Annotated in this window: 34 protein-coding genes; 12 read left to right on the top strand and 22 right to left on the bottom strand. The window is 42.7% G+C overall.

The features are described 5' to 3' along the window. Positions 1-192 precede the first annotated feature (192 nt). The gene (locus IT392_12120; GenBank protein MCC6545221.1) at positions 193-567 is read left to right on the top strand and encodes a PilZ domain-containing protein; all 375 of its coding nucleotides are present in this window, start codon (positions 193-195) and stop codon (positions 565-567) included. Here IT392_12120 and IT392_12115 read toward each other — a convergent pair. The 3 genes from IT392_12115 to IT392_12105 are packed head-to-tail and all read right to left on the bottom strand — an operon-like array spanning position 537 to position 2,902. Beyond that, positions 537-827, bottom strand: a complete 291-nt coding sequence (locus IT392_12115) for a hypothetical protein (GenBank protein ID MCC6545220.1) — start codon at positions 825-827, stop codon at positions 537-539. The genes IT392_12120 and IT392_12115 overlap by 31 nt on opposite strands. Positions 828-832: 5 nt before the next feature. Further along, on the bottom strand, positions 833-1,498 hold the full coding sequence (locus IT392_12110) for a hypothetical protein (protein MCC6545219.1): 666 nt from the start codon (positions 1,496-1,498) through the stop codon (positions 833-835). Between the two features lie 51 nt (positions 1,499-1,549). Beyond that, positions 1,550-2,902 (bottom strand): anthranilate synthase component I family protein, encoded by a 1,353-nt coding sequence (locus IT392_12105; protein MCC6545218.1) that lies wholly within the window; start codon positions 2,900-2,902, stop codon positions 1,550-1,552. Between the two features lie 50 nt (positions 2,903-2,952). Between IT392_12105 and IT392_12100 the strand changes: the two genes are divergently transcribed. From IT392_12100 to IT392_12080, 5 genes are all read left to right on the top strand, one after another. Next, on the top strand, positions 2,953-4,719 hold the full coding sequence (locus IT392_12100; GenBank protein MCC6545217.1) for a HEAT repeat domain-containing protein: 1,767 nt from the start codon (positions 2,953-2,955) through the stop codon (positions 4,717-4,719). Then, positions 4,716-6,137, top strand: coding sequence for an HD-GYP domain-containing protein (locus IT392_12095; protein MCC6545216.1), 1,422 nt, complete (start codon positions 4,716-4,718; stop codon positions 6,135-6,137). The genes IT392_12100 and IT392_12095 overlap by 4 nt, the downstream gene beginning before the upstream one ends. A gap of 121 nt (positions 6,138-6,258) precedes the next feature. Next, positions 6,259-6,501 carry a sulfurtransferase TusA family protein gene (locus tag IT392_12090; protein ID MCC6545215.1) on the top strand — a complete coding sequence of 81 codons (243 nt, stop codon included), beginning with the start codon at positions 6,259-6,261 and terminating at the stop codon, positions 6,499-6,501. 3 nt (positions 6,502-6,504) lie between these two features. Further along, entirely contained in the window at positions 6,505-6,891 is a 387-nt protein-coding gene (locus tag IT392_12085) for a transcriptional repressor (GenBank protein ID MCC6545214.1), read from the top strand. Between the two features lie 16 nt (positions 6,892-6,907). Continuing rightward, entirely contained in the window at positions 6,908-7,501 is a 594-nt protein-coding gene (locus IT392_12080; GenBank protein ID MCC6545213.1) for a superoxide dismutase, read from the top strand. Between the two features lie 66 nt (positions 7,502-7,567). On the opposite strand, the gene apbC is transcribed toward IT392_12080, so the two are convergent. After that, complete coding sequence (gene apbC / locus IT392_12075; protein MCC6545212.1) at positions 7,568-8,605, bottom strand: iron-sulfur cluster carrier protein ApbC; 1,038 nt, start codon at positions 8,603-8,605, stop codon at positions 7,568-7,570. Between the two features lie 132 nt (positions 8,606-8,737). Beyond that, complete coding sequence (locus IT392_12070; GenBank protein ID MCC6545211.1) at positions 8,738-9,349, bottom strand: hypothetical protein; 612 nt, start codon at positions 9,347-9,349, stop codon at positions 8,738-8,740. A 182-nt stretch (positions 9,350-9,531) separates the two neighbouring features. Here IT392_12070 and IT392_12065 point away from each other — a divergent pair, with 182 nt between their 5' ends. Then, positions 9,532-9,780: a flagellar protein FlaG gene (locus tag IT392_12065; GenBank protein ID MCC6545210.1), complete on the top strand. Its 249-nt coding sequence runs from the start codon at positions 9,532-9,534 to the stop codon at positions 9,778-9,780. A 116-nt stretch (positions 9,781-9,896) separates the two neighbouring features. On the opposite strand, the gene IT392_12060 is transcribed toward IT392_12065, so the two are convergent. From IT392_12060 to IT392_12045, 4 genes are read right to left on the bottom strand one after another with little or no spacing between them, the layout of a single operon-like run. After that, a complete protein-coding gene (locus IT392_12060; protein ID MCC6545209.1) occupies positions 9,897-10,334 on the bottom strand; it encodes a YaiI/YqxD family protein in 438 nt (145 codons plus the stop codon). A 21-nt stretch (positions 10,335-10,355) separates the two neighbouring features. Further along, the gene (locus tag IT392_12055; GenBank protein MCC6545208.1) at positions 10,356-11,621 is read right to left on the bottom strand and encodes a Glu/Leu/Phe/Val dehydrogenase; all 1,266 of its coding nucleotides are present in this window, start codon (positions 11,619-11,621) and stop codon (positions 10,356-10,358) included. Positions 11,622-11,625: 4 nt separating this feature from the next. Then, on the bottom strand, positions 11,626-12,480 hold the full coding sequence (locus IT392_12050; protein ID MCC6545207.1) for an MBL fold metallo-hydrolase: 855 nt from the start codon (positions 12,478-12,480) through the stop codon (positions 11,626-11,628). Beyond that, a complete protein-coding gene (locus IT392_12045; GenBank protein MCC6545206.1) occupies positions 12,480-12,806 on the bottom strand; it encodes a (2Fe-2S) ferredoxin domain-containing protein in 327 nt (108 codons plus the stop codon). The genes IT392_12050 and IT392_12045 overlap by 1 nt, the downstream gene beginning before the upstream one ends. A gap of 122 nt (positions 12,807-12,928) precedes the next feature. Between IT392_12045 and rnr the strand changes: the two genes are divergently transcribed. The 3 genes from rnr to IT392_12030 are packed head-to-tail and all read left to right on the top strand — an operon-like array spanning position 12,929 to position 15,614. Further along, positions 12,929-15,043, top strand: a complete 2,115-nt coding sequence (gene rnr / locus IT392_12040; GenBank protein MCC6545205.1) for a ribonuclease R — start codon at positions 12,929-12,931, stop codon at positions 15,041-15,043. A 15-nt stretch (positions 15,044-15,058) separates the two neighbouring features. Next, positions 15,059-15,340, top strand: coding sequence for a DUF507 family protein (locus IT392_12035; GenBank protein MCC6545204.1), 282 nt, complete (start codon positions 15,059-15,061; stop codon positions 15,338-15,340). After that, a complete protein-coding gene (locus IT392_12030; GenBank protein MCC6545203.1) occupies positions 15,312-15,614 on the top strand; it encodes a DUF507 family protein in 303 nt (100 codons plus the stop codon). Before IT392_12035 ends, IT392_12030 begins: the two co-directional genes overlap by 29 nt. A gap of 23 nt (positions 15,615-15,637) precedes the next feature. On the opposite strand, the gene IT392_12025 is transcribed toward IT392_12030, so the two are convergent. The 9 genes from IT392_12025 to thiS all read right to left on the bottom strand — a co-directional run bounded on the left by IT392_12025 (position 15,638) and on the right by thiS (position 21,114). Next, on the bottom strand, positions 15,638-15,877 hold the full coding sequence (locus IT392_12025) for a hypothetical protein (GenBank protein ID MCC6545202.1): 240 nt from the start codon (positions 15,875-15,877) through the stop codon (positions 15,638-15,640). Between the two features lie 3 nt (positions 15,878-15,880). Further along, complete coding sequence (locus IT392_12020) at positions 15,881-16,279, bottom strand: M67 family metallopeptidase (GenBank protein MCC6545201.1); 399 nt, start codon at positions 16,277-16,279, stop codon at positions 15,881-15,883. A gap of 60 nt (positions 16,280-16,339) precedes the next feature. After that, on the bottom strand, positions 16,340-17,146 hold the full coding sequence (gene moeB / locus IT392_12015) for a molybdopterin-synthase adenylyltransferase MoeB (GenBank protein MCC6545200.1): 807 nt from the start codon (positions 17,144-17,146) through the stop codon (positions 16,340-16,342). Between the two features lie 111 nt (positions 17,147-17,257). Next, positions 17,258-17,497, bottom strand: coding sequence for an NIL domain-containing protein (locus IT392_12010; protein ID MCC6545199.1), 240 nt, complete (start codon positions 17,495-17,497; stop codon positions 17,258-17,260). A 4-nt stretch (positions 17,498-17,501) separates the two neighbouring features. Beyond that, on the bottom strand, positions 17,502-17,777 hold the full coding sequence (locus IT392_12005; protein ID MCC6545198.1) for a MoaD/ThiS family protein: 276 nt from the start codon (positions 17,775-17,777) through the stop codon (positions 17,502-17,504). A gap of 10 nt (positions 17,778-17,787) precedes the next feature. After that, positions 17,788-19,059: a threonine synthase gene (locus tag IT392_12000; GenBank protein ID MCC6545197.1), complete on the bottom strand. Its 1,272-nt coding sequence runs from the start codon at positions 19,057-19,059 to the stop codon at positions 17,788-17,790. Then, the gene (gene moeB / locus IT392_11995) at positions 19,034-19,834 is read right to left on the bottom strand and encodes a molybdopterin-synthase adenylyltransferase MoeB (GenBank protein MCC6545196.1); all 801 of its coding nucleotides are present in this window, start codon (positions 19,832-19,834) and stop codon (positions 19,034-19,036) included. The genes IT392_12000 and moeB (IT392_11995) overlap by 26 nt, the downstream gene beginning before the upstream one ends. Positions 19,835-19,985: 151 nt before the next feature. Then, entirely contained in the window at positions 19,986-20,915 is a 930-nt protein-coding gene (gene cysK, locus IT392_11990) for a cysteine synthase A (GenBank protein MCC6545195.1), read from the bottom strand. Next, positions 20,908-21,114, bottom strand: coding sequence for a sulfur carrier protein ThiS (gene thiS, locus IT392_11985; protein MCC6545194.1), 207 nt, complete (start codon positions 21,112-21,114; stop codon positions 20,908-20,910). Before thiS ends, cysK begins: the two co-directional genes overlap by 8 nt. 188 nt (positions 21,115-21,302) lie before the next feature. Between thiS and IT392_11980 the strand changes: the two genes are divergently transcribed. Beyond that, complete coding sequence (locus tag IT392_11980) at positions 21,303-21,551, top strand: hypothetical protein (GenBank protein MCC6545193.1); 249 nt, start codon at positions 21,303-21,305, stop codon at positions 21,549-21,551. 89 nt (positions 21,552-21,640) lie between these two features. After that, positions 21,641-22,444: an AmmeMemoRadiSam system protein B gene (amrB, locus tag IT392_11975; GenBank protein MCC6545192.1), complete on the top strand. Its 804-nt coding sequence runs from the start codon at positions 21,641-21,643 to the stop codon at positions 22,442-22,444. 7 nt (positions 22,445-22,451) lie between these two features. Here the strand turns inward: amrB and IT392_11970 are convergent, their stop codons facing one another. From IT392_11970 to grpE, 4 genes are all read right to left on the bottom strand, one after another. Then, positions 22,452-23,204, bottom strand: a complete 753-nt coding sequence (locus IT392_11970; protein ID MCC6545191.1) for a 16S rRNA (uracil(1498)-N(3))-methyltransferase — start codon at positions 23,202-23,204, stop codon at positions 22,452-22,454. Positions 23,205-23,213: 9 nt separating this feature from the next. Then, on the bottom strand, positions 23,214-24,314 hold the full coding sequence (gene dnaJ, locus IT392_11965; protein ID MCC6545190.1) for a molecular chaperone DnaJ: 1,101 nt from the start codon (positions 24,312-24,314) through the stop codon (positions 23,214-23,216). Positions 24,315-24,343: 29 nt separating this feature from the next. Further along, positions 24,344-26,284, bottom strand: a complete 1,941-nt coding sequence (dnaK, locus tag IT392_11960) for a molecular chaperone DnaK (protein ID MCC6545189.1) — start codon at positions 26,282-26,284, stop codon at positions 24,344-24,346. Positions 26,285-26,370: 86 nt separating this feature from the next. Beyond that, a complete protein-coding gene (gene grpE / locus IT392_11955; GenBank protein ID MCC6545188.1) occupies positions 26,371-26,940 on the bottom strand; it encodes a nucleotide exchange factor GrpE in 570 nt (189 codons plus the stop codon). Positions 26,941-26,954 lie beyond the last annotated feature (14 nt).

Here is a 26,954-nt window from a genome sequence, read left to right as displayed (position 1 = left end):
GGACTGAACCCATAGACTGTTCCCAGAATAAAAAGAAGGGTAAAGCATTTTAATTGTCAATGGGTTGTGAATGTGTGTGTTGTTTATACCTTATTCCTGAGATTATTTAACCGAAGGTAATATTGTTACAACGCTTCTTATCGAGATTGCAACTAAGATAAAAATTTACTCTAACCACATACGTTAACGACATTGATAAATGAACATCGTAAATATCGCAGGTATCCGCTCACGGCAACAGTAAGGATTGATCCCGTAATCAGCACTGCATTATATACCATGACCATTAATATTAGCAGAGACGGAATAGGAGTTTATTCAAACTCTCTAGTACATAATGGAAGTGATGTAAAATTAGATATCATGTTCAAGGATATAAGAGGTAAGGACATGATGGAAACACTGAAAGGCAAGGTTGTACATAGCTACAAATGGCACTGGGTTTATGTAGCAGGGATTAAATTCAATCAGCTCCTAAGTCAGGATAACACACCGTATTTGCTTGAATATATTGAATATTGTGAGAATAGGGATAATTACTTATGTATCATCCCAGACATCACATGATGTGACTGATACATTTTTGATATAAAATTGAGAATAAAGGTATCAAGAACATTCGGATCAAAGTGTTCCGGTCTGGCCCTGTCATCACATTCTGTTATAATTATTTTAAACGCCATTTGGTGATCAAATGGAGGCTTATAAGGTCTCTCACTCCGCAAGGCATCATATTGATCAATCAACATTATAATCCTGCCTTCCAGCGGAATATCCTCTCCCCTTAATCCCCTGGGATAACCTGATTCATCTTTCTTCTTGATTATTCATATTAGATTTTAACATCAGGAAAGTTGCTGGCTGGAATTTCTCTGACATCAAATAAACCCGTCAATTTGTCATCTTCAAGAAGAATCATCTTTACCTTTCCCTGCCATGCATTTTTAAATGCCTTATGCTCCTCTTCGGTAGCCTGCCCTGTAAGAACCAGTGAAACCAATTCGCCCAGGCGAGGATCTTCGGGCACTACATCTGGATTATAAGTAACCGATACCGTTTTTCCCGTATCCAGCCTCTGGAAGATAAATGTATTGTACTCAAAAAGTTCCTCATCAAATACAAGGAGGTTTCTCCTTCTGAACTTGCGGCCCAATCCAGCAAAACCTGTGACCGGCGCGGCCCCTGTTATTAGGGATATAACCTGTGACATTGGGCCATAAGCGAGATCCGTTGCCTTACCCTTAACGGCAACATGTATTTCCCCCCTGACCGGAGTATCCGTCCCATAAAGAGCAGACAATGCCTTTGCGGTGATTTTATAAGCGCCTGATACAGCAGGACATGAATGCCCCGCAAGTTTGACGGCATCAGGATACTTGAAAACCAAAAGCTCCCCATCCTCCATCGAACCAAGAATATAGGCAAGGGGATCTTTGAGCCTTATAGGCTCGGCCATATCAAAGAAGTCCTGACTCCATTTACTCTGACCTTCTGCCATGGGTTGCATTATATCACAATTTATAAATTTACTATACACATAAACCGGTAATTAAATAAATTCCAGGGTTTTAATCAATGCCTCGGCCTTATAAAGGGTCTCGTTATATTCCCTGACCGGATCTGAATCTGCAACAATGCCTGCCCCAACCTGCACATGAGCCCAGCCATCCTTTATTACGAATGTCCTTATTATGATATTAAAGTCTATATCACCTGTATTGCTGAAATATCCAAGAGAACCAGTGTACGGCCCCCTTGCAGTAGGTTCCAGTTCATCTATTATCTCCATGCAGCGGATCTTGGGCACACCTGTAATGGTGCCTCCCGGGAACACAGCCTGTATAAGATCCATGGCGTCTTTGTCATGTCTTATAGAACCTGTAATATTAGACACTATGTGTGTGACATGGGAATACGGTTCCAGTACCATAAATTCATCCACACGGACAGTACCATATCTGCATACCCTGCCTAAATCATTTCTCTCAAGGTCTACCAGCATGATATGTTCGGCCCTCTCCTTTTCATCTGAAAGAAGCTCCTGCTGAAGCATCCTGTTTTTCAGCAGATCAACTCCACGCGGCCTCGTTCCGGCTATAGGTCTTGATTCTATAATACCGTTATTTAACCGCACAAGCCGCTCTGGCGAAGAACTTACAAGCTGTATATCCCCTGTGTCAAAGAATGCAGAGAAAGGAGAAGGATTTATTTCCCGGAGTATTCTGTATAGATTCAAGGGGTCAATACCCTTTATATGGGCTGATAACCTCTGAGAAAGGTTTGCCTGGAAAATATCCCCTGCAGATATATACTCCTTACAGCGTTTAACCATATCTACATATTCTTTCTTGGTCAAATTGGGCATTACCCTTGTTTTCGAACCCCTTACCCCTATGTTAATTACACCCTTATGCTGACGTATCTTGTCTTCAATCTCTTTAATCCTCTTTCTACACAACACCTCACCGGGCCCATTATCTCCAACAGTTGCAACAATCCACCCCTTCTGCAATACATTATCAAACGAAACCACGAGATCTACATTCATCAGCACAATGTCGGGTATCTGTAAATCATCAATTGCATGGTATGGTAAATTCTCAATGAGATGAGCAAAACCATATCCAAAGTACCCAACTGTACCGCCAACAAAGGGAGGAATACCTTCAATTCGCTGAACCCTGTTTCTCAGTGACAATTGTCTCAACAACTCAATAGAGATATCAGGATCATCTGATTTACTTTTAATAATGATTTTTGGTTCTACTCCGATAAATGAGTAACGGGATATTTTCGGGCTGACAGCATGACTCTCAAAGATAAAAGATGGTCCATCTCCCCTTAAACTGATAAAACTATTAAATGGGTCTGTCCAGGGAATTTCTTTGAAGATGATATGCATTTTTGATAATTATATCAGAAATAAGCAGATAATCGAAGCGGAGATTAGCCATGAACCCAATAAAAGATGATACTAGAATGGAAACCTCAGAATTACCCCTAAACAAGGTTGCTGTTAAGATGGCCGCTGATGTGCTGCAGTCCCTTTCAAAGGCTATCAAGGCTCTGAAACTCTATCCGGACAACAGCCCTGTCAGACAAAAGATTATTTCTGACGTAACCAGTAAATTCTCGAATTTTCTTCAGGAAAATGGAGATCTCATATTAACTGTAAGACCTTTTGAATTCTTGTATATGGGAGAAGTTGTCTACAGTCAGCAGCACAAAGAAGACAGTCTGGCATTCAAATTCTTTGGTGATGGAATACGTGAACTGGCTTTTTCTGAAAATCTGCAGGAGCATGAGCTACTTGCATTTATTGATGTTATTCAGGGCAACAGGGAGCGGGATGACGATGATGACATTGTAACTCTTATGTGGGAAAAGGAGTTTAAAAATATCCGCTATGTCGTTATAGAAGAAGGCGGGGAGACGGATGGGGGTCAAGATACAGCAAATAATAACACAAAAAATTTATTCGGCTCTGCACTAAGCAAAGACGCTTTAATGGATGCACATAAGGCAGAAAACCTGCAGGGCCAAATGCATCCAGGGTCTCATAATCAATCAGCAGGGGTAGAACATGAGATAGAACTGCTTTATGGAAAACCTTTTGGTGAGATATTCGTTATAACTCCTGAGGAGGCAGAGACAATAAAAGAGGAGATGGTAAGGGAATCGAAAATCAATCTTTTTTTAGATATGCTTGATATTCTCTTTCTGATTCTTGAAGTCGAGGAAGATACTGACAGTTATGCAGAAATAATGACTTACATAGAAACATCAATTAAGACAATGATTATGTCAGGAGATTATACACACGCTATAGAATCTTTGAACAAGATCAAGACAATAGCTGAAAGTGAAAAAGAGAATAGACCGAAACATGCTGAATCAGCCTCTGGGGTAATAGATGCACTTGGAAATGAAACATTTCTACAGCAGTTCACCATGTCTATGAATGCGAGCAAAGCTGATAATTTTGATGAGATATATACTATCCTTACAATGCTTAATAAAAAATCAATTTTACCTATGACAAATATGCTTTCATCTCTCGAACAAATGAAAAATCGTCATGTTGTGTGCGATGCGCTTGCTGTACTTGCAAAGGATGATTTAGATTCAGTGCTGAATAAACTTCATGATGATAACTGGTATATTGTCAGAAACATAGTTTATGTACTTGGCCGTATAGCAGATTCCAGGGTACTGAGCCACATTAATAGTATTAAGGACCATAGAGAACCAAGAGTAAGAAAAGAGATAATCCATACTCTGTCTGAGATTAATAGTGATGAGGCAAAAAATATGCTTGTCTTATATCTTAATGACAGTGATAGTTCTGTACGAGTGTCAGCATTAAAAAGATTAACATTAATGGGACACAGAAAAGCAGTTTCGGAGATATTGCGGATAATCACTTCTGAGGCATTTGACAGGAGAGAGATATTTGAGAAAAAAGAGTTGTTTTATTCGCTCGCCGATCTAGGTTCTGAGGATCAATTGCCATTCTTGAAAGAGTTATTAATGAAGAAGTCACGGCTTTTTGGCAGAGCAAGAGTTGATGAGATGAGGTTACTTTCTGTTCATGCACTCAGGAAGATGAACGTCTCTGCCGCTACAGATATCATTAGAGAGGGAGCATCATCCTCTGATAAGGTTATAAGAAAGATATGTGAAGACGCACTTAGAAGCGCGGGGAGGAGGGATATATGACAAGCGGAATATTTGAAGAGAAAAAAGGATCTGCTGCAAAAGATTTCACAAATAATCTGTATAAACTTATCAGAACCGCTCAAATCCATGACTCCATAAATGTTGCAACCATTGCCGTATTGAAGAAGACGATGGAATCTATAAAGATACTGCTGGACAGGGGCGGCCAATTCTCCCTGAGACTATATCAGGAATCTCTATTTATAGATGATGAAAAAATAAGAGTAGATATTGAAAATTTTTTAGCCTGCACAACTCTCATGAATGAGATGAAGAAACTGAGTGTTGGTTCAATTTCATTCTCGCATCAATCAACCATAGATGAGCTCTGCAGGTTTATCTATGCCTTTAATAGTGTTGAATACAAATCTGCTGATCCATTCAAGGAGCTTGAGCACAAACTGACAGCTCAGGGCATTAATAACATTACGGTTGACAGGATCGAAAATGGTGATGTGGAAGATGGAATACACATAATTCAGGATTCTAAAGAAGTGGCAACAAACCTGTACTTCAAAACGCTCTCAGCCGTATCAGATGTAATGGACAGTGCAAAATTAAAGAACGCGGTGGGGATAAAAAAGACCAAAAGGATGATCCAATCAATGGTTGATCTGATTGTGCGGGAAGAAGCGACTGTCCTGGGGTTAACAACGCTGAGGTCTTATGATGAATATACATATAATCACTCAGTTAATGTATCTATTTTATCTATTGCTATAGGGCAGAGGCTCGGTTATGACAGAAAAGCGTTGAGTGATCTCGGCATGGCCACCCTTTTTCATGATATTGGGAAAATTGATCTCCCGCTTGAAGTCCTCAACAAGCCTTCAGAATTCACTCCAGAAGAGTGGAAGATTATGCGGACACACCCGATTAATGGCGTTAAAACACTCCTGAGACTGAAGGGACTTCAGGAACAAGCAATTAGAATGATATTATCAAGTTTTGAACATCATCTGAACTATGATCTTTCAGGTTATCCAAAGCTTGCATCAGCCAGGCGGGTCAGTCTGTTTGGCAGAATTACATCCATATGTGACTGCTATGATGCACTGACATCAGCAAGGGTTTATAATCGTTCACCACTGGTACCTGACAAGGCCCTTTCTTACATGATGAAAAAGAGTTCTATTGCCTTCGACCCCCTGTTATTAAAGATTTTTGTGAATGTAATAGGAATTTATCCTATCGGAACCATAGTACTTCTGAATACGCAAGAATTAGCAGTAGTTGTCAGGGCAAATGCAAATCCTGTTAATATTCATAAGCCGTGCATAAAGATTATAACGGACTCTCACGGAAATGAAACTGATGGGGAAACAATTGACCTGTCCTGGGAATCGAAAACAGCCATCGTCCAGTCTGTTGACCACAGAAAGTACGGCATAGAGGTTAGTAAATACTTCATTAGTTGAATATTATTTTTCTTCTAACAATCAAATTATCCGTGCTGCCCAATTATCCTTGACAAATAATAGTTACTTAGCGTAATATAGTATATCAGTAATAATTACTATTATTATGTCAGGAGGTGATATGGACGTACCAGAAAAGGTTGATTTCAAACTTAATACTCTTGGTCAGCTTTGCCCAATGCCTATCATACTAACATCAAAGAAAATGAAGGAAATGTCGCCGGGCGAGGTGCTTGAGGTGATTTCTGATGATGCAGGAATTAAGAAAGACATGCCGGCGTGGTGCAATACAACAAAGAACGAATTCATTGGACATGTTGAGGATAATATGGTGTTCAGGGTTTATGTAAGAAAGAAAAAGTAATTCATGCATCGTAATTCCAAGCAGAGGAAACTCATCCTGGAGGCTCTAAGGCAAAGCAAGCTCCATCCATCAGCAGACTGGGTATACAGAGAAGTTAAACGGAAGATACCTAACATTAGCCTTGGTACTGTATACAGAAATCTAAGGTTTCTTAAGGAGGCAGGTGAAGTTACAGAGATTTCATGTGACGGCAGTGAAGGCAGATATGATGGAAATCCGCATCTTCACTATCACATAACCTGCTATAAATGCGGGCAGATAAGAGATGTAGACAATATTATCCTGCACGACATTGAAGAAAAGGTAGCTGCATCAACTGGATTTAAAATAACTAATCATTGTGTCGGATTTGCAGGCATATGTAATGACTGCCAAAATGACACTCATTAACAAGGAGGGAAAAAACATGTCACACGAGGCAAAAAAGTTTGAATTAAAGGGTTTGGAAGGACTGACTGAAAGTCAGATTTCTCAGCACAGGGATATTCTCTATGTTGGCTATGTAAACAAGCTTAATGAGATAGAGGACAAGCTTAAGACTGCCGACCGCTCTAAGGCCAATCAGATATACAGTGAATATCGCGGCCTTAAGACAGATGAGACATTTGCATTGAACGGTGTCATTCTTCATGAATTATATTTTGAAAATATGGGAGGTAAAGGAGGAAATCCCGCGGGACAGATAGCAGAACTTATAAAAAGAGATTTTGGCAGTGTTGAACGTTGGATAGAGGATTTCAAGGCCTGCGGAATGGCCGTCAGGGGATGGGTTGTTCTTGCATACAACATATGGGATGGAAAACTGCATAACTATGGCGCTGATGCCCATAATTTCAATTTCCCGGCAATGGCATGGCCTTTGCTGGTAATGGATGTATACGAACATGCATACACTATAGACTATGGTGTTAAGAGACCCCCATATATAGATGTATTTCTGAAAAATATCAACTGGGAGGTTTCAAACAAAAGACTGGATCGTATCGCAAAGTTGATATAATACTCCCATAATCCTTCCCTCTCCGATTATGAGAGGGAAGGATTATGGGTTCTAAAATTCAAGTTTTCATAACGCACTTATATTTGCAGCTAATTGTTCAGCTAAACTCATAAAAACCCGGCTCTGTGGAGAAGCAACATCATCTGCAGTTACAGGCCTGCCTGCATCACCGCCCTCCCTTATTTTAAGGTCAATAGGAACCTCACCCAGGAAGGGTACATCCAGCTTCTGAGAGGCTGACTTCCCTCCACCGTGGCTGAATATGTCTGATCGGCCCCCGCAATGTGGGCACGAAAAGAAACTCATGTTCTCGACAACGCCAAGTATTGGGACATTGAGCTTTCTAAACATGGAAATTCCACGAACCACATCGAGAAGGGCCACATCCTGCGGCGTAGTAACAATGACTGCCCCTGTCAGCGGCACCTTCTGCGACAGGGTAAGCTGCACATCACCGGTTCCAGGCGGAAGGTCCATCAGGAGGTAATCAAGATCGCCCCATTCCACATCAGTAAGAAGCTGTTCAACGGCCTTCATAACCATAGGACCCCTCCAAATCAGGGGGGTATCCTCCGGAATCATAAACCCTATTGACATCAGACTGACCCCGTATTTTACGATCGGTATCAGCTTATCGCCACGTATCTCAGGCTTTTCAGTAACACCCATCATTATTGGGATACTGGGACCATAGATGTCTGTGTCCAGCAAGCCTACTTTTGCTCCCGTCTTCGCCATTGCGACAGCAAGACTTACACTTACAGTTGATTTACCAACCCCGCCCTTTCCACTTGCAACTGCCACGATATTTTTCACTCCGGGCAGTATCTCTTCATTACCGGGCATCCTGTGAGAAGACACATTGGATGTCACTTCCACTCTGACCTCTGCAACACCTTCAATCCGTTTAACTGCCTCTTCAGCCGCCTCCTTTAACTGAGCCTTCATAGGACAGGCAGGCGTCGTCAGCTCAAGCTCAAAAGAGACCTTGCCCTCCTCTATTTTCAAATTCTTAACAAATCCCAGAGAGACCACATCCTTTTTAAGATCTGGGTCTTCAACACTCCTCAATGAATTAAGTACTTGTCCTTCAGTAACTAACATACTCCCCCCTTGGTTTAGCGTTAACATTACAGAAAGTATAAGATTTATCTATTATTATATTACACAAAGACGTGGGAAATTACTATGACTAAAGTCATAAGTAACACAGATTGGTCTGGTTATGATAATCTTTTAAAATGAACCCCTGACGCCGAATCCAATGAAATCTCTATCCAGCATGTAATAGGGGACCAACCGGTCTTCTCCGGTAAGAACACGTACTGCATTCAAAGATGTATGCGTAAGTGCAACCATAAAGATCTTGTCCCTGTCTATCCCGGTAGTCTCGGAAATCCCGATAGGGTCAAACCTTGCATTTTTATAAGGAGCAATATAGAAGGCATAAGTTGAATACCATAAGAAATCTGTCATACTGAAGAACATAAGCGCCTGGTTGTACGTCGTATTATTCTCTCTGTATTTTCTAAGCGCAAATTCAAAAGTATAACTCGACGCCACTTCACCTGCCATGTGATAACCTGGTTTAGCCTTATTTTCTATCTCTGTAACTGTACTCAGGCCAAGAAAAAAACTATTATTTTCCTTAGTAAAGAAATTAAGTGTATTACCCTCAGCGCCTGCCTGATTGGCTATGACATAGTGTCCTGTTTCGTGTATGCCAAGATTTGTAAGGAAGGCCAGCCCAATTAAGGGGATATCTTTTAGATCTGCCGCTGATACCCTTGAAGAACACATTAATGTGATAATAATACATATTGATACAGCTGCAATTTTACACTTCACCTCTATACCCGCCTGAGTTGTCTGTTTAACATCAATATAATTATCGGCGTTCAAGCTCGGCGTCTTAATATGCAAGCTTTTGATGATGAAATGCCATTAAGGTTTTACTCTGCAACTCCGAATGAATTCTAAGTCTTAACATTCTGAATAATCTGATAACCTTACATCAAGAGGGCTCAACTATGAAGATTAATGAAATGAACAACAATGCCTCACTTCAGATAAACAATAATTCTTTGGGTAAAATTGGCCGGAAAAGGAGTGGATTCTCATTAAGCCTTTATGTTAATGGTCAGTCTGAACAGGTCACGGTTAAGATCATAGACAATAAATCTAAAGAAACCATACGCGAGATAACATCTCATGAGTCGCAAGATATTTCTTCTCAGATATACGATATTGCTGGACGATTATATAACGAAAAGGCATGAATCCTCAAAACCTCACTCTTGATGCCTTACAATTCAGGAATCCAACCGGCGCTATCACATAGTGACATTTCACATCCTTAGAGCAGAACAAAATAAGTATTACTTCATTACTATACTTAACCTTGCTCCATCACCATTATTAGATTCTTCCTGAACCTGTTGTCATCTTCTCTGCGTCTGGCCTTCGGCCCTTTTACTCGTCTGCCTCCCCTTCTCTGCCTGGCGGAGGCATGTCTCCTTTCGAGAAGTGAATCCATTGCATGCACTGTATAGATCAGCCCTGAAGGAGACAGGGCAAAAACACCATTACCAAGCACTAAGGACGCTAAACCAAAATCGGAAGTCACTACAATATCCCCTGATGACGCTTTGTTAACTATTGCCATGTCAACGGCCTGAAATGATGAATCCACTCGTAAGACTGACATGCCATCCAGCTCATAAATATTATGGGCCATACTGACAACCATGATGATGTTAATTCCGCGCTTATGTGCCTCTTCGTAAATTATATCCCTTACCGGACAAGAGTCTGCATCAACAAATATCTGCATAATGTAACATTTACCATCCTGTTACGGGTAAAGTCCCCGCGCCAAATGAGCATCAGCAAGTCTTTTGAGTGAAATTGCCATAGACGCCACCCTCATATCTATATTCTCGGAGAGTGAGTAGCTCAATACCCTGTTAAATGCAGTAATTATAATGTCCCTGAGTTTTTCGTTTATCTCCTTCTCCTTCCAGAAATATTTCTGCAAACCCTGAACCCATTCAAAATACGAGACGATGACCCCACCTGAATTGGCAAGTATATCAGGGATAACGAATATTCCCCTGTTTTTTAATATCCCGTCTCCTTCAATAGTAGTAGGATTATTCGCCCCTTCTACAACTATCCGGCATCTTAACCTGTGAGCATTATCTCCCCTGATCTGCCCTGAGATTGCTGCCGGGATTGCAATTGTACAGTCTGACTCAAGAAGTTCTTCGTTTGTAATCATGTCGCCGTCAGGGTAACCCTCTAATGTATGCCTGGCCTTTTTATAGGCAATTACATCAGTTATATTCAAACCACTGCCGTTATAAATACCACATCCGGAATCACTGACCGCTATAACCCTGATTCCGGTTTCCACCAGAAAACGTGAAGCATAGGAACCTACGTTTCCAAATCCCTGAACTACGGCCGTAGCGCCTTCACACTTAATTCCCAGATGTTTCATGGCCTCAATAGCTACATAAACGACTCCCCTTCCAGTCGCCTCATCCCTCCCCAGAGAACCGCCTATACAAACAGGCTTTCCTGTTACAACTCCCGGGACAGAATATCCCCTCTGGTGGCTGTAAGTATCCATCATCCATGCCATGACATTCTCATTGGTTCCAACGTCAGGCGCCAGTATATCATGGTCAGGACCGATAAAAGGAAATATCTCTGCAGTATAGCGTCTTGTGAGGCGTTGCAACTCTTTCCGTGAAATTTTCTTTGGATCGCACCTTATACCCCCCTTAGCTCCACCATATGGCAATCCAGCCAGCGAACACTTCCATGTCATATTCATTGCGAGCGCCGCCACTTCACCAAGACTTACATCAGGATGGTATCGAACACCTCCCTTGGTAGGACCGAGAGCAGAATCATGCTGGACCCTGAATCCCTGAAAGACGTGAACATCACCGTTGTCCATCCTGATAGGCATTGTGACGCAGAGGGCCCTTTGAGGAAGTCTTAGTCTCTTCCAAATATTCGGGTCAAGACAAAGCCACTCAGCAGCAGAATCAAACTGGGCAAGGACATCCCTGTATGAAGGTGTGTTGAATTCTAATGGAATTTCTATCATCTCATTATCCCTGACTAATCTCCATCCCATCATACGCCAGTTCAATACCTGACGGAAGTTCGTGATTGACTTTATGGTGATCAAATGCATGGGAAAGGTGTGTGAGTAGTGCCCGCTCCGGCTTCAGCTCCTTTATTACATCTATGGCCTGTGCAAGTCCATAGTGCTTTGCATGAGGCTGGTAACGGGTCGCATCCAATATAAGAAGTTTAGTTCCTATCAATAACTTTTTTGTATCATCAGGAATTCCACTGCAGTCAGTAAGGTAAGAGACATCATTTATCCTGAACCCAAGTATGGTTGACTCTCCATGAAATATCTTTAATGGTAATATCCTCAGACCGTACAAAGAAAATTCGCTGTCAACAATATTAACCTCGAGTCTCGGGACCCAGTCACGTCTGGCGGAGCCATCGAAAATATAACTGAATTTATGGCGTATAACTTCCATAGTATCAAGACCTCCATAACACGGGATAGGATTACCCTGGATGTGATTAAAGCTTCTGAGATCGTCAATACCATGGATGTGGTCAGCATGAGCATGCGTAAAAAGAACGGCATCTACCCTTTCTACACGGTTTGCCAGGGCCTGGGATCGTAAGTCTGTCGTTGTGTCAACCAGTAAATATTTATCACTTGGAATTTCCCTTTCAAATCCCCCCTTACCCCCCTTTTCTAAAGGGGGGAGTCGTATTTCCCCCTTTGAAAAAGGGGGATTAAGGGGGATTTCAGCAGTTATGAGTATTGAGGACCGCGTCCTCTTGTTCCGCGGGTCGTCTGACTTGCAAACATCACATTTACAACCAATTACAGGCACGCCCGTAGAAGTACCTGAGCCGAGAAACAGGACTTTCATTATCCCCATGCACTATCCTGAAGTACCAGCCTTTCCACAGGTTTTCCGTTTTCAATATGCTGATCTAATATTTCATTAACGTTTTCAGGTTTGACCCCCTGATACCATACAGCGTCAGGATAGACAATTACAATCGTTCCGGCGCTGCACACACCTACACACGTAGAGCCGCTAAGCACAACCTTGCCAAACAGATTTCTCTTCTCCATCTCTTCAGCAAATTTCATTACAACGGGTTGTGCCCCCCTCTCCCCGCAGGAACCCTTCGGGTGACCCGGTGGGCGGGTGTTTGTGCAGACAACAATGTGGTATTTCGGCTTTGGCATTTATTTTCCTCCTCTTTTAAAATATAGAAAAATACGTTAACCTATACGAAGGCTTACTGTCAAGTGCAGCACTTAAACGCTGGAGTCCAGGGCTTTTACAAACCAGATCGAAAGGATTTAATATGAAATTTTCTAAAAACGATATATTAACTCTGATGCAAGGCAAGGCATACCGACCTCTCCTGCTGACAGAACTCATGAGAGTTCTCTCTGTTCCAAAGAAACGGAATGAGGCGTTCTCTGATACATTGGAAAAGATGCTGCATGACGGTTTGATAGTAAAAATACGGGGTGACCGCTACGGCCTTCCTCAGAAGATGAATCTTGTCACAGGTGTCCTTCAGGGACATGCGGACGGATATGGGTTTGTTATCTCCGGCACAGAAGGAGAACCGGATGTGTTTATCCCGCGCAGAAACATGATGGGGGCAATGCATAATGACAAAGTAGTGGCAAGGATTGAGGCATCAGGGAGAGATGGCAAGAAGGAGGGGCGAATTATCCGGGTGCTTGAGAGATTTCACAAAAAAATTGTCGGGCGTTTTGAGAGGGGTAGGAATTTTGGTTTTATTATTCCGACGGATAAAAAAATCTGCTATGACCTCTTTATCGCACCCAAATATATCATGGGGGCTAAAGATGGTGATATGGTGGTAGCAGAAATCACATCTTATCCGCAGAGTGCAAGAAACCCTGAGGGCGAGATAATAAAAATTCTTGGCAAATCAACGACGCCGGGTATTGACACAGAGGTCATTATTGAAGAGTACGGACTTCCGGCCAGGTTTACTCCGGAGATACTTTCAGAGGCAGAATCACTGCCTGACGAGGTTACAGAACATATGTTGCAGGGACGGCAGGACCTCCGCAGTCTGCGGACAGTAACTATTGACGGGGAAAGGGCAAAGGATTTTGATGATGCGGTCTCGATAGAAAAAACTGCTGATGGTAAGTTCATCCTTTGGGTCCACATTGCAGATGTCAGCCACTATGTCGAGTGGGATTCTCCCCTTGATAAGGAGGCATACTCACGCGAGACAAGCGTTTACCTGCCTGACCGTGTCATCCCGATGTTCCCGGAAAAGCTGTCCAACCATATATGCAGTCTGAACCCGAAAAAAGACCGTCTTACCCTGACCGTGGAGATGCTATTCGACCATAATGGAACACGTACAGGTTACAAGATATATGAGAGTGTTATAAACAGCAATGGCAGGATGACTTACACTGATGTAAAAAAAATAGTTGTAGATAAAGATCAGGAACTGATATCACGGTATGAATCACTTGTTGACATATTTCTCCTCATGAATGAGCTCTGTCTTATTATGCGATCCAAACGGATGAAGCGCGGAAGTATAGATTTTGATTTACCTGAACCGGAGATAATTCTGGATCTTCAGAGCAATACTATAGATATTATCAAATCAGAACGTAATATTGCACATCAAATAATAGAAGAGTTCATGATCGCTGCCAACGAGACGGTTGCACAGCATATGTCGGGAAAACCTATACCATCCATCTACAGGGTGCATGAACCTCCTGACGAGGATAAGATATCAGAATTCAATGAGTTCATCTCAGAAATAGGATACAGCCATAAGCTTATGTTCGAAAATCCCAAGACGTTTCAGAGATTGCTGCATAAGTTAACGGGAAAACCAGAAGAGGTATTAATTAATAAGCTTCTTTTGCGTAGTATGAAACAGGCAAGATACTCGATAGATAACATCGGTCACTTCGGTCTTGCGTCACAACATTACACTCATTTTACCTCGCCAATCCGCAGATACCCTGACCTTATCATCCACCGGCTGGTTAAAGAGACTATTAAACGGCGCTACCTTAAAAAAGACATGAAGCAGCATCTTGACACCATATTGGCTGAGATAGCACGCCAGACATCAGCACGGGAACGTAAGGCAATGGATGCAGAAAGGGATGTAATAGAACTGAAGAAACTTCAATATATGCAGAGCAGGACCGGAACTGAATATGACGGGGTAATCTCGGGAGTCACTGCATTTGGTTTCTTTGTTGAACTGAAGGAAATACTTGTGGAGGGGCTCGTCAGAGTAACGTCAATGTATGACGACTTTTACAGATTTGATGATAAAGGTCACAGACTTCTGGGAGACAGGTCCCAAAAGATTTTCAGGCTTGGAGACAGTGTCCGTGTACGTGTGGAGAAGGTCAACATGGAGAATAGAAAGATAGACTTCACTATAGTATAATGCTAAAATATTTTTATGAAATTAAAAAAGGAACGGGTGGCAATCCTGGCGACTAATATCATCGAAGGACTTTTGAAGAGCGGTTTGATTGTACCATCCGTCCCACGGGAAGAACTTATAAAAAAGATTGAAAATACAATAACCGGTGATCTGATGATAGAAGAGAAACTTAATGAAGAGGTTCGGGAGATACTTAAAAGCCACTCAAAGCAGCTTGAAAAGGAGAGTGTGAATTATCAGAGAATGTTTCAGATGGTCAAAGACAGACTTGTTAAGGAAAGGGGAATTATTCTTTAGCATGACACTGAGCGAAGACAAAATAAACCACCTGTCACACCTTATATTAAACAGCCTTAAAAATATTCCTGTTACATTAAATGGAGATGAGGTCACTACCTTACGGGAAATAAAGCGGCTGATTGCCTCAGAAGTCCATCTCGATCAGGAAGTAGATGCCATTGTGAGAAAGAAACTCGCCGTATACACTATGAAGATTGCCGAAGGAACTCCTGACTGGAACCACCAGTACAACCGTTTTTTTGAAGAAGAGATGAAAAAACGACGGAGATAAGCGGATAATCAGTATTGATTATCTTATTCGTCAATATCTTTATCATAGAACCTTCCCTTTATCTCATTAAACTTAGCATATTGCTTTGGGAACATGGTCTTAAGCCTGGACATTTTCCGCCTTATGAATGAGCTTGACCGTGAAAGAAAAACTAACCCGATGATAAATGGGACAAAACCAGGAAAAAATGGAAGCAGGAAGCCTAACAGTCCAATAACTACTAATACGGAACCTGTGGCAAAACAGATAGAGCGTTTAACCATAACCTACTGAATGTCTATTTCTGCTATTGTAATATTTTTATCCACTATATTGAAACTGCCGATCTTTGTTTCCTTGCTGTCATTTATCGAGATAATAATATAGACCGCTTCAGGATAGTAGGCGAGTTCAACATCTGTTCGTGAAGGTAAGGCAGGATGGTTGGGATGAGAATGGTATATAGCCTTCAATTCTATCCCAAGACTCCTCATCTCTTTAAAAACCTTCATCTGCTCAGCCGGGTCCATAAGGTAAGTTACTTTGGATTTGTCAATATTTCTCATGCGGTAGATGTGTGTTGCCTCATCACCCTTACCTCCAAGTATTCCGCAACACTCAAGGGGAAAATCAGTCTTTGCATGTTCAAGCATGGCACTGGAAATATTGGAAGGAACTTTTAGCATAATAAATAGGGACAGCGACTATTTATTTGAAATATAATAAATAGTCGCTGTCCCTATTTATTATATTTTAAGTGTGCAGCTCTGCTCGTAGTCCATCAACTCAGTAATCTTTTGCTCTTTTCCGCACAGGAAGCAGTTGGGGTCTTTCTGGGTCTTTACCTTGAGAAACTTCATACCAAGGGCATCATAAATCAACAAGTGAGACGCAAGCGAACTACCCATTCCAAGCACTTCCTTAACTGCCTCAGTCGCCTGGATTACTCCGACAGTACCGGCAAGTACGCCAAGGACACCGGCCTCCTGACAACTTGGCACAAGACCAGGTGGTGGCGGCTCAGGATAGAGACACCTGTAGCATGGATGACCATCATGAGGCTTAAGCGTAGTCACCTGCCCTTCAAACCGGAAGATACTACCGGATATAAGTGTTTTTTTACTAAAAAAACATGCATCATTTACAAGAAACCTTGTGGGAAAGTTATCTGACCCGTCAAGCACAAGGTCATAATCCTTGATTATATCCATTATATTTGCCGAAGATAACCTCTCCCTGTAAGGAATAACCTTAACATCAGGATTTATGGCCTCTAAAGTCATCTTTGCTGATTCTACCTTAGGCTTATCAATTGTCTTCATCGAATGCAGGATCTGTCTCTGAAGATTCGACATGTCAACAACATCGTCATCTATTATTCCGATAGTGCCAATTCCAGCTGCAGCAAGATACAAGGCTACAGGTGATCCAAGTCCTCCTGCACCGGTAATAAAGACTTTAGATTCACAGAGCTTCTCCTGCCCCTTACCTCCAACCTCAGAAAGGATAATGTGCCTGCTGTAGCGCTTAATCTGATCCTCAGTAAAATCCATTAATCATCTTCCCTCTCTTGCCAGTAGTTGACGCTCAAAAATGTCCTGACGCCGCATGACCCGTTGCAATTGACTTCAGCGCAACGGGTACACCGCCTTTTTCAGCGTCAACTACTCGATAATATTTCTCTCTATAGGCTCTACCTTCACGCCCTTTGCCCTCAGGGATTCAACGGCCTTCTCTATCTCTGCGGAATCACCTTCCAACTCAAGCTCAACCCAACCTGTCTTCTCCCTTACATCCGCCCTTCTTACATTGGTAACAACATTAAATTCGCGGCCTAACTGGTAGATGATTGGCTCCGTAATCTTATCCTCCGGAAAATTAATTCTTATCCTGTAATGTGACATCCGTCTATCCTCCGGCTATGGCAGGGACAATAGAGACCTCATCACCATCTGAGAGGACCGTATCACTGCCCTGTTTAAATCTTATATCCTCTTCATTAACATATATATTCACAAACCGCCTCAGGTTTCCTGCCTCGTCACAAAGCCTATCTTTAATCCCGGGATACCTTACTTCAAGGTCCCCAAGCATCTCCCCTATTGTGTTCCCTGATACATCAACCTCTCCCAACCCGTCGGTTAATCTACGCAGCGGCGTTGGAATCCTAACCTTAATTGCCATGTTCCACCTCTTATGTTTTTCCCCTGATGTTCAACGACTTTTCAAATGAGTCCATAGAAGGATCAATCCTTACAACATCCCCGACAGCGTTTATTACAGCCTCCTGAGTCTTGAGGCCATTACCTGTGACATAGGCTACTACGGTTTCATCCCGGGGAATTAGCCCCTTCATGGCTAACTTCTTTAAGACTGCTATGGTGACCCCGCCGGCTGTCTCGGCAAATATCCCCTCTGTTCTCGCAAGGAGCTTAATACCATCAACGGTCTCTGCGTCAGAGACTGCCTCAATATTACCCTTACTCTCATGCACGGCCTTAAGGGCATAATATCCATCTGCAGGGTTGCCAATCGCTATAGATTTGGCAATAGTATTCGGTTTAACAGGTTTAATAAAATCCCTGCCTTCTTTAAAAGCAGAGGCTACCGGTGAACAACCTTCGGCCTGAGCTCCATTCACCCTGGTAGGCACACTGTCTATCAACCCGAGGTTCTTAAACTCATTAAAACCCTTCCATATCTTTGTCAACAATGATCCTGATGCCACCGGAACAACTACATGCTCTGGCGCCTTCCACCCGAGTTGCTCGGCTGTTTCAAATGCGAGTGTCTTTGAGCCCTCGGCATAATATGGTCTGATATTAATGTTAACAAATGCCCAATTGAACTCTCCCGCCACCTCACTGCACAATCTGTTCACATCATCATAATTTCCGTTCACTGCAACTACTGTAGGAGCATATATAAGGCTTCCCAGTATCTTACCTGCCTCAAGGTCACCCGGTATAAATACGTAACACTTTAGTCTGGCCTCAGCCGCATGGGCTGCCACAGAGTTAGCGAGGTTTCCTGTTGAAGCGCACGCAACAGCGGTAAAGCCTAGTTCCCTGGCCCGTGTAATGGCCACTGCTACGACCCTGTCTTTAAATGAAAGTGTGGGGTGGTTTACAGTATCATTCTTAATATAGAGTTTTTTCAAGCCAAGCTCTTCACCAAGATTCCTTGCCTCAATCAGAGGTGTAAAGCCGGCGTACAAACCAACCGTTGGCGGACCTTCAACAGGAAGAAGATCGGCATATCTCCAGAGACTACCGGGGCCGTTTTCTATTCGTTCCCGGCTGATGTGCTTTTTGATCTCATCGTAATTATAATCAACTTCGAGGGGACCAAAACAGAACTCACAAACGTGCAATGCAACAGCCGGATACAACTTCCCGCACTCCCTGCATTTAAGCCCTTTTATTTTTTGTTTTAAGGTATCAGATGTTGCAGACTTCTTGTTCATAATCTATCAATTCTTTAATCGTGGGATTTTCACCGCATACCGGGCACTTTAGATTTCTCTTAATCTTGATTTCCCTGAATTCCATCTTGCTGGCATCGAAGGTCATCAATCTGTCTTTGAGTGGTTCCCCGATATTCAATATTAATTTTAACACCTCTGTTGCCTGTATAGTCCCCACTACCCCGGCAAGCACACCAACCACTCCAGCCTCCTGACAAGTCGGTATCAGACCAGGGGGAGGCGGGCTATTAAAAACGCACCTGTAGCAGGCGGTCTCATGGGGTACAATAGACATAATCTGGCCGACAAACCTCAATATCCCGCCATGTACGAGCGGCTTACCAGTAAAGACGGCTGCATCATTAGCTAAAAATTTTGCCGGAAAATTATCAGTGCCATCCAGAATAACATCATACTCTTTAAAAAGGCTTAATGCATTATGAGAGGTCAGGAGTTCATGATATGTTTTTACCTCTACATCCGGATTTAACGCCTCGATTTTCTCCTTTGCAGAAATTACCTTTGGCTTATCAATGTCGGATGTCTGATGGATTATCTGCCTCTGTAAATTTGAGAGATCAACGACATCACCATCAATTATACCAAGAACTCCGATACCCGCAGCGGCAAGATAGTATGCCGCTGGTGAACCGAGTCCACCGGCGCCAATTACCAATACCCTGGATTGGCCTATCTTCTTCTGCCCCTTCCCTCCAACCTCAGGCAGGATTATATGCCTGCTGTACCGCTTTATCTGATCGTCAGTGAAGCCCAATCATTTCCTCCAATCACAAGTTCCCAAGTTGACGTTCAAAAATGCACAGTTGCAAGGAAGGATATCAAATTTTAGGCGAGGCGTACTTTTTCGTACGTTGAGCCTTAAATTTAATGTCCTGACGCCGCAAATGGGTATTTTTCAACGTCAACTACATTCTGAAATATTTTTCTATGCTTATATATCTTTCCCCTGTATCACACAACACAGTAACAACATTTTTCCCTGCCCCTAATTTCTTTGCAACTTTCATGGCGGCAAAAACATTTGCACCGGATGATATACCAACCATAAGCCCTTCTTCTTTAGAAAGCAACTTTGCTGTTTCGAATGCCTCATCATCAGTTACCGGTATAATCTCATCAATTATATCCCTGTTTAAGACACTGGGTATAAAACCTGCCCCGATCCCCTGGATCTTATGCGGCCCTGGAGAACCCCCTGATATAACAGGTGATGATGCAGGTTCAACTGCTACGATTTTGATATCCTTTTTCAGCCCTTTAAGAACCTCGCCAACCCCTGTAATAGTGCCGCCAGTACCTACAGCAGCCACAAACGCATCTACCTTTCCATTCATGACATCCCATATCTCAGGAGCTGTAGTTTTTCTGTGTGACTCCGGATTTGCCGGATTTGAGAACTGGTCCGGCATAAAATATCCGGGGTTTTCCTTCAAGAGTCTCTCAGCTTCTATAATAGAACCCTTCATTCCATCTATAGCAGGTGTCAATACTACCTCAGCCCCAAAAGATGAGAGTAGTCCAAATCTCTCTGTACTCATACTCTCAGGCATGACTAAAATAGCCTTATAACCTTTAACTGCTGCTACAAGGGCTAAGCCAATCCCGGTATTACCACTTGTCGGCTCGATTATAGTATCACCAGGGTGAAGCTTTCCTGACTTTTCCGCTTCCTCAATCATGCTTAAACAGATACGGTCTTTTATACTTCCGCCAGGATTAAATAGTTCCATTTTGGCATACACATTCCCGCCATCGAGGCCGGGGATCTTATTTATCCTGACCATGGGAGTATTACCTATAAGATCAATCGCATTGTTGTAAATTTTCTTACTCATATAAGCCTCCTCCCATGAAATAGAGAAATTCTATCTCATCACCATCCTTTAATTGTGTAGTGCCATAATCGTCCCGCTCGATCATCTTAGAATTTACTTCGACAGCTACCATCCTCGGCTCTATATTTCTTTCCTTTAAAACATTCAAAACCGAAACTGCTTCCGTTTCCTCATCCTTGCCATTAATCCTGATTCTCATTGCTCACAACCCCTCCTCAAAGATTATATAAAATAGCAGGAAAGCTTCAAAGTTGTCAAGTATTTGTACACCAAAATATGTTGACAAGTACAAATTAAAGTGTTAGTCATTAATGTAGCATACTTTTTCAAAGGAGGTGATAATTTCTCAGGAAAACTTAATTAATTTACATTCTCAGGAGGTGTATTATGGAATCAAAGGTTAACACAACGTCGGAAAGAATACTGACGTTGGTTAAGGAAAAGGGTTACATATCATTTTCAGAGTTAGAAGTAAGCCTGGATGACTCATATAATGTAATTTTTCTTGCGATTGATAAATTAGTACGGGAAAACAAAATCAACCTCGAACGAAATCGAACAGACTATCTCCTGTCCACCCACAATTTCGGTACAATAGTAAGTGACATCAGTATAGATAAAGTCCTGACGCATTAAGGAAGTATATTGCAGGCCTTAAAACCTATCTACTAACCAGTGTATGGGTATGTATTGCGTCTTTCACTGGCTTTATGATATTTTATCCTATGATCAGGAAACCTGCTGTCGCCGGCTACTTTTATGATGGCTCACCTGATGGGTTAAGAAATCAGGTAGAGAACTATGTAAGCTCAGATGCTGACCGTATCAAATCCATCGGAGTGCTTTCACCTCATGCGGGACTCATATACTCTGGCGCCGTAGCAGGGTCAGTGTTCTCCAGGGTTATCCTCCCCGATACTTTTATACTTGTTGGCCCAAATCATACTGGCAGGGGTGCATCTGTATCTATATTTATCGAAGGTGACTGGTCTATGCCTAACGGGTCTGTTGCGATAGATTCCGAACTCGCAAGGGCTATTGAGGTAAGGTCAAGGTATGCATCTGAAGATTATGATGCACATACAGGAGAACATAGTCTTGAGGTACAAATACCATTCATTCAGTATTTCACCAGGAATTTCAAAATTGTCCCTGTTACAATGATGAGTACAACACTTGAAGTATGCAGGGAAGTAGGTGCAGCGATAAGTCATGCTATCAAGGAAACAAAGAAGGACGTCCTCATAGTAGCAAGCTCTGACATGACTCATTATGAATCTGGCAAATCTGCAATGGAAAAAGATCAGAAGGCAATCAAAAAAATACTCGCCCTGGACCCCGCCGGACTGCATCACACTGTAAAGGAAAACGGCATTACCATGTGCGGATTCGCACCGGCAGTAACTATGCTTTACGCTGCATTAGAACTGGGCGCAACCAAAGCAACCCTCGTAAAATATATGAACTCAGGAGACGTAAGCGGCGACTATGATCAGGTAGTCGGTTATGCAGGGATGATAATAAGCTGAGCCCGCACTATCCCATCTGTCCAAACTCATACTGCAATATGGACAACGCAACGATAGGTGCTGTCTCAGAACGGAGTATGAGATTGCCAAGTGACACAGAGGTGAATCCAACTTTCACTGCAATGTCAACCTCTTCACGGGACAGGCCTCCTTCAGGACCGATAAGTATAATGACTTTTTTTACAATATCCTTAATCTCCTTGATGCCCCTTATGACCTCCTTTATCCCCCTCTTTTTTTCTCCTTCATAAAGCATAAGGTTTAAGTCACCTTTTTTGAATGATGCCATATAGTCATGAAATGAGATTGGAGGTGATATCTCCGGCAGATCCAGACGGTTTGATTGCTGGGCCGCTTCGAGGGCGATCTTTTTCCAGCGTTTTAACTTGTCTTCCACCCGACTCTTATCTATCCTGACGACCGACCTGTCAGATATTACGGGAGCAATAGCCTTAACACCAAGTTCTGTAGACTTTTGAATAATAAAATCCATTTTGGGTCCTTTTGGAACTGACTGGACTAAATAGATAGAAATTGCAGTGTCTTTGTGTCGGCTTGTTGTTTCAATTATTTCACCTATGAACAAATCCTTACCAATGTGGGTAGCAAGGACCCCATATTTAGTCCCTTCCTCGTCAACGCAATATATCATCTCGCCAATCTCAATACGCAATGAGTCGCGCAGGTGCTTTAATAGTTCACCCGTTATGCTGATGTTATTTTCTTTTAACTGATTTTTTTTGATGAAGAATACAGACAAGGCTATTTGCTAAAATATATCCTTTACCTTTTGAAAGAAACTACCGCTTCCCGTATTTATTTCCTCACCGGAAATCCTTGCATACTCTTCGAGAAGTTCTTTTTGTCTTGGGGTGAGCTTCTTTGGAATTTGAACATCTACTTCTACAATCTGATCACCGGTACCATAACCCCTAAGGTCAGGAATTCCTTTGCCTTTAATACGCAGTGTACTTCCCGGCTGAGTCCCGGGCGGAACATTTAGGGATACTTCACCTTTTAAAGTTGGGACTTCTATCTTAGAGCCAAGGGCGGCCTGAACAAAACTTACAGGGATACTGCATAAAACATCATTCCCCTCTCTCACAAAAAACGGGTGTTCTTTTACTGTAATAACAACGTAAAGATCTCCGGATGGCCCCCCCTCTATGCCTGCTTCACCCTCATTGGACAGCCTTAACCTTGACCCCGATTCAACACCTGGAGGAACTTTTATGGACAGCGTACGATCCTTCTGAATCCTCTTTCTGCCATGACATTTATCGCATGGGTCGGTAACGAGACGTCCTTCACCATTACAGTGGGAACATGTCCTTGCAAGTGTAAAAAAACCCTGCTGAAATCTAACCTGACCGGTCCCTTTGCAGGTTGGACATGTCGAGACTTTGGTGGAAGACTTTGCCCCTGTGCCATCACAAGAAGTACATGTCTCCATCCTGGGTATATTTATCTTTGATTCATGGCCAAACGCTGCCTCTTCAAATGATATTTCAAGGTTGTACCTTAGATCGGCACCCTTCTGAGTGCGCCTCCCCCTCCTTGTGCCGGCGCCGAAAAAGTCTTCGAATATGTCCTCAAAGATATCACCAAAACCGCCAAACCCTTCGCCTCCTCCAAACCCTGCCCCACCCATACTATGTCCAAACGAATCATACTTTCTACGCTTGTCCGGATCACTCAATATTTCATAAGCCTCATTTGCCTCTTTAAACTTCTCCTCTTCCTCTTTATTCCCCTGCGTCTTATCAGGATGAAAGCGATGAGCAAGTTTACGATAGGACTTCTTTATATCTTCACTGGATGCATCCCTTCCAACACCCAGCACTTCATAATAGTCTCTCTTAGTGGACAATTCTTAATTACTCCAATATATCCGGTATATTACTTCTTGTCTTTATCCACTTCTTCAAAATCAGCATCAACAACATCTTCTTTTGGCTTACCCTCTGATCCCGATTCTGCCCCTTCACCATGCCCGCCGGCACCAGAATCAGTACCTTCACCTGCCTGCTGCGCAGATGCCTTCTTATACATTTCCTCTGCAAGCTTGTGTGACACAGTGTTTAATTCCTGTATGGCATTCTTTATCGAGTCAACATCATCTGATTCCAATGCCTTTTTCGTTTTATCAATTGCGGCCTGGATACTCGTCTTTTCATCCGCTGATACCTTGTCTCCAAATTCAGCCAGTGACTTCTCAACAGAATATATTACATTATCCGCTTCATTTCTGGCCTCTACAAGCTGTTTCTTCTTCTTATCTTCCTCCGCATGAGACTCTGCATCCCTGACCATCTGTTTAATTTCATCCTCATTTAATCCGCTTGATGCAGTGATCCTGATTGACTGCTCTTTTCCTGTAGCCTTGTCCTTAGCAGAAACATGGACAATACCGTTTGCATCAATGTCGAAGGTCACTTCAATCTGGGGAATGCCGCGCGGCGCTGACGGGATACCCATGAGTTCAAACATCCCAAGCATTTTATTGTCTGCAGCCATCTCCCTTTCACCCTGACAGACTTTTATCGTAACCGCCGTCTGACTGTCTGCGGCAGTTGAAAATATCTGACTCTTCTTTGTAGGGATTGTGCTGTTTCTCTCGATCAACTTTGTAAATACCCCGCCAAGTGTCTCAATACCAAGGGAAAGTGGCGTTACGTCAAGAAGAAGGACATCCTTGACCTCCCCCTTCAATACCCCTCCCTGTATTGCTGCCCCGACAGCAACAACCTCATCTGGATTTACACCTTTGTGCGGCTCTCTTTCAAAAAAGTCACGAACCACTTTCTGCACCTTTGGCATCCTCGTCTGTCCGCCGACTAATACAACCTCATTTATCTCTTTTGCAGTAACACCTGCGTCCTGCATGGCCCTGCGACATGGGACCACGGAACCTTCTACCAGATCATCAGTAAGTTGTTCCAGTTTTGACTTAGTAAGCTTCATCGTAAGATGCTTGGGCCCTGATGCATCAGCGGTAATAAAAGGCAGGTTGATATCTGTCTCCATAGAAGACGACAACTCTATCTTCGCCTTTTCAGCAGCCTCTTTTAGTCTCTGAAGAGCCATCTTATCATTTCTCAGATCAATCCCCTGATCCTTCTTGAATTCATCAGCCATCCAGTCAATAATCCGCAGGTCAAAGTCGTCACCTCCAAGGTATGTATTACCGTTAGTTGATTTGACTTCAAAAACTCCTTCTCCAATCTCAAGGATTGAAACATCAAAAGTACCGCCGCCAAGATCATAAACAGCAATCCTCTCATCCTTTTTCTTATCCAGTCCATATGCAAGTGATGCTGCGGTTGGTTCGTTTATGATTCTCAGCACATTGAGACCAGAAATGCGCCCTGCATCTTTTGTAGCCTGCCTTTGACTATCGTCAAAGTACGCAGGAACAGTTACTACAGCCTCTGTAACTGTCTCTCCCAGGTAATCTTCTGCAGTCTGCTTCATCTTTTGCAGGATCATTGCTGATATCTCAGCAGGGCTGTATACCTTACCCCTTGCCTCGACATGTGCATCACCATTCGGCGCCTCAACTATCTTGTATGGAAGCCGCTTCTTTGCCTCACTTACCTCCTGGGCATTAAACTTGCGGCCGATTAACCTCTTTATTGAAAATATCGTGTTTTCCGGATTTGTTATTGCCTGACGTTTGGCTATAGCCCCAACCAGCCTCTCGCCTTTATCTGTGAAAGCCACTACAGACGGGGTAGTACGGCTCCCTTCAGAATTGGGTATCACAACAGGTTCACCGCCGGTCATAACTGCAACACACGAATTAGTGGTCCCAAGGTCTATACCAATAACTTTTCCCATAATTTAAGTCCTCCTCTATTAAGGTAAAACAGCACAATGTTATATAATCATCATAATGGATGGTTTCAAGTCTCGGTTAAAATATTTTATTGCTGCTCTCCGTTCTTCTTTTTTGCGACACTGACAAGAGAGTGCCTTAGCACCCTGTCATTGAGCAGATAACCTTTACGAAATTCTTCTACTATGACATTATCTCCATGAGAATCTGACTCTACCATGGCTACAGCGTGATGCCTTGAAGGATCAAATAATTGACCTACTGATTCAATGGATTGAACCCCATGTTTTTCAAACACTCCCCTGAACTCTTTCATAGTCAATTCAAGACCATCTAAAAGCGAGTCAAAGTCTTTCTTTTCCCTCGAGTGCGCTATAGCACGCTCCATATTATCTATGACAACCAGAAGGTCACCAAGTATTTTATCATTAGCAAATTTCACAGCGTCATTCATCTCCCTGTTAATCCGCTTTCTGAAGTTATCCATCTCTGCAAGAGTGCGCACATATTTATCCTGCAAATCCCTGCACTCAGCCTCCTTCTTCTCCAGTGCCTCACGAACTGATGCAACGGTCTCTTTACTTTCGTCCTTTTCATCCTGCAAATCCTTATCCCACGCAGTATTGTTATCCTCATCATTTAAATAATTATCTTCCATATTATTTACCTCCG

The organism is Nitrospirota bacterium (genome assembly GCA_020846775.1).
GTDB lineage: Bacteria > Nitrospirota > 9FT-COMBO-42-15 > HDB-SIOI813 > HDB-SIOI813 > RBG-16-43-11.
The sequence above is the reverse complement of the archived record's forward strand: the minus strand, read 5'-3'. Positions and strand labels throughout refer to the sequence as shown.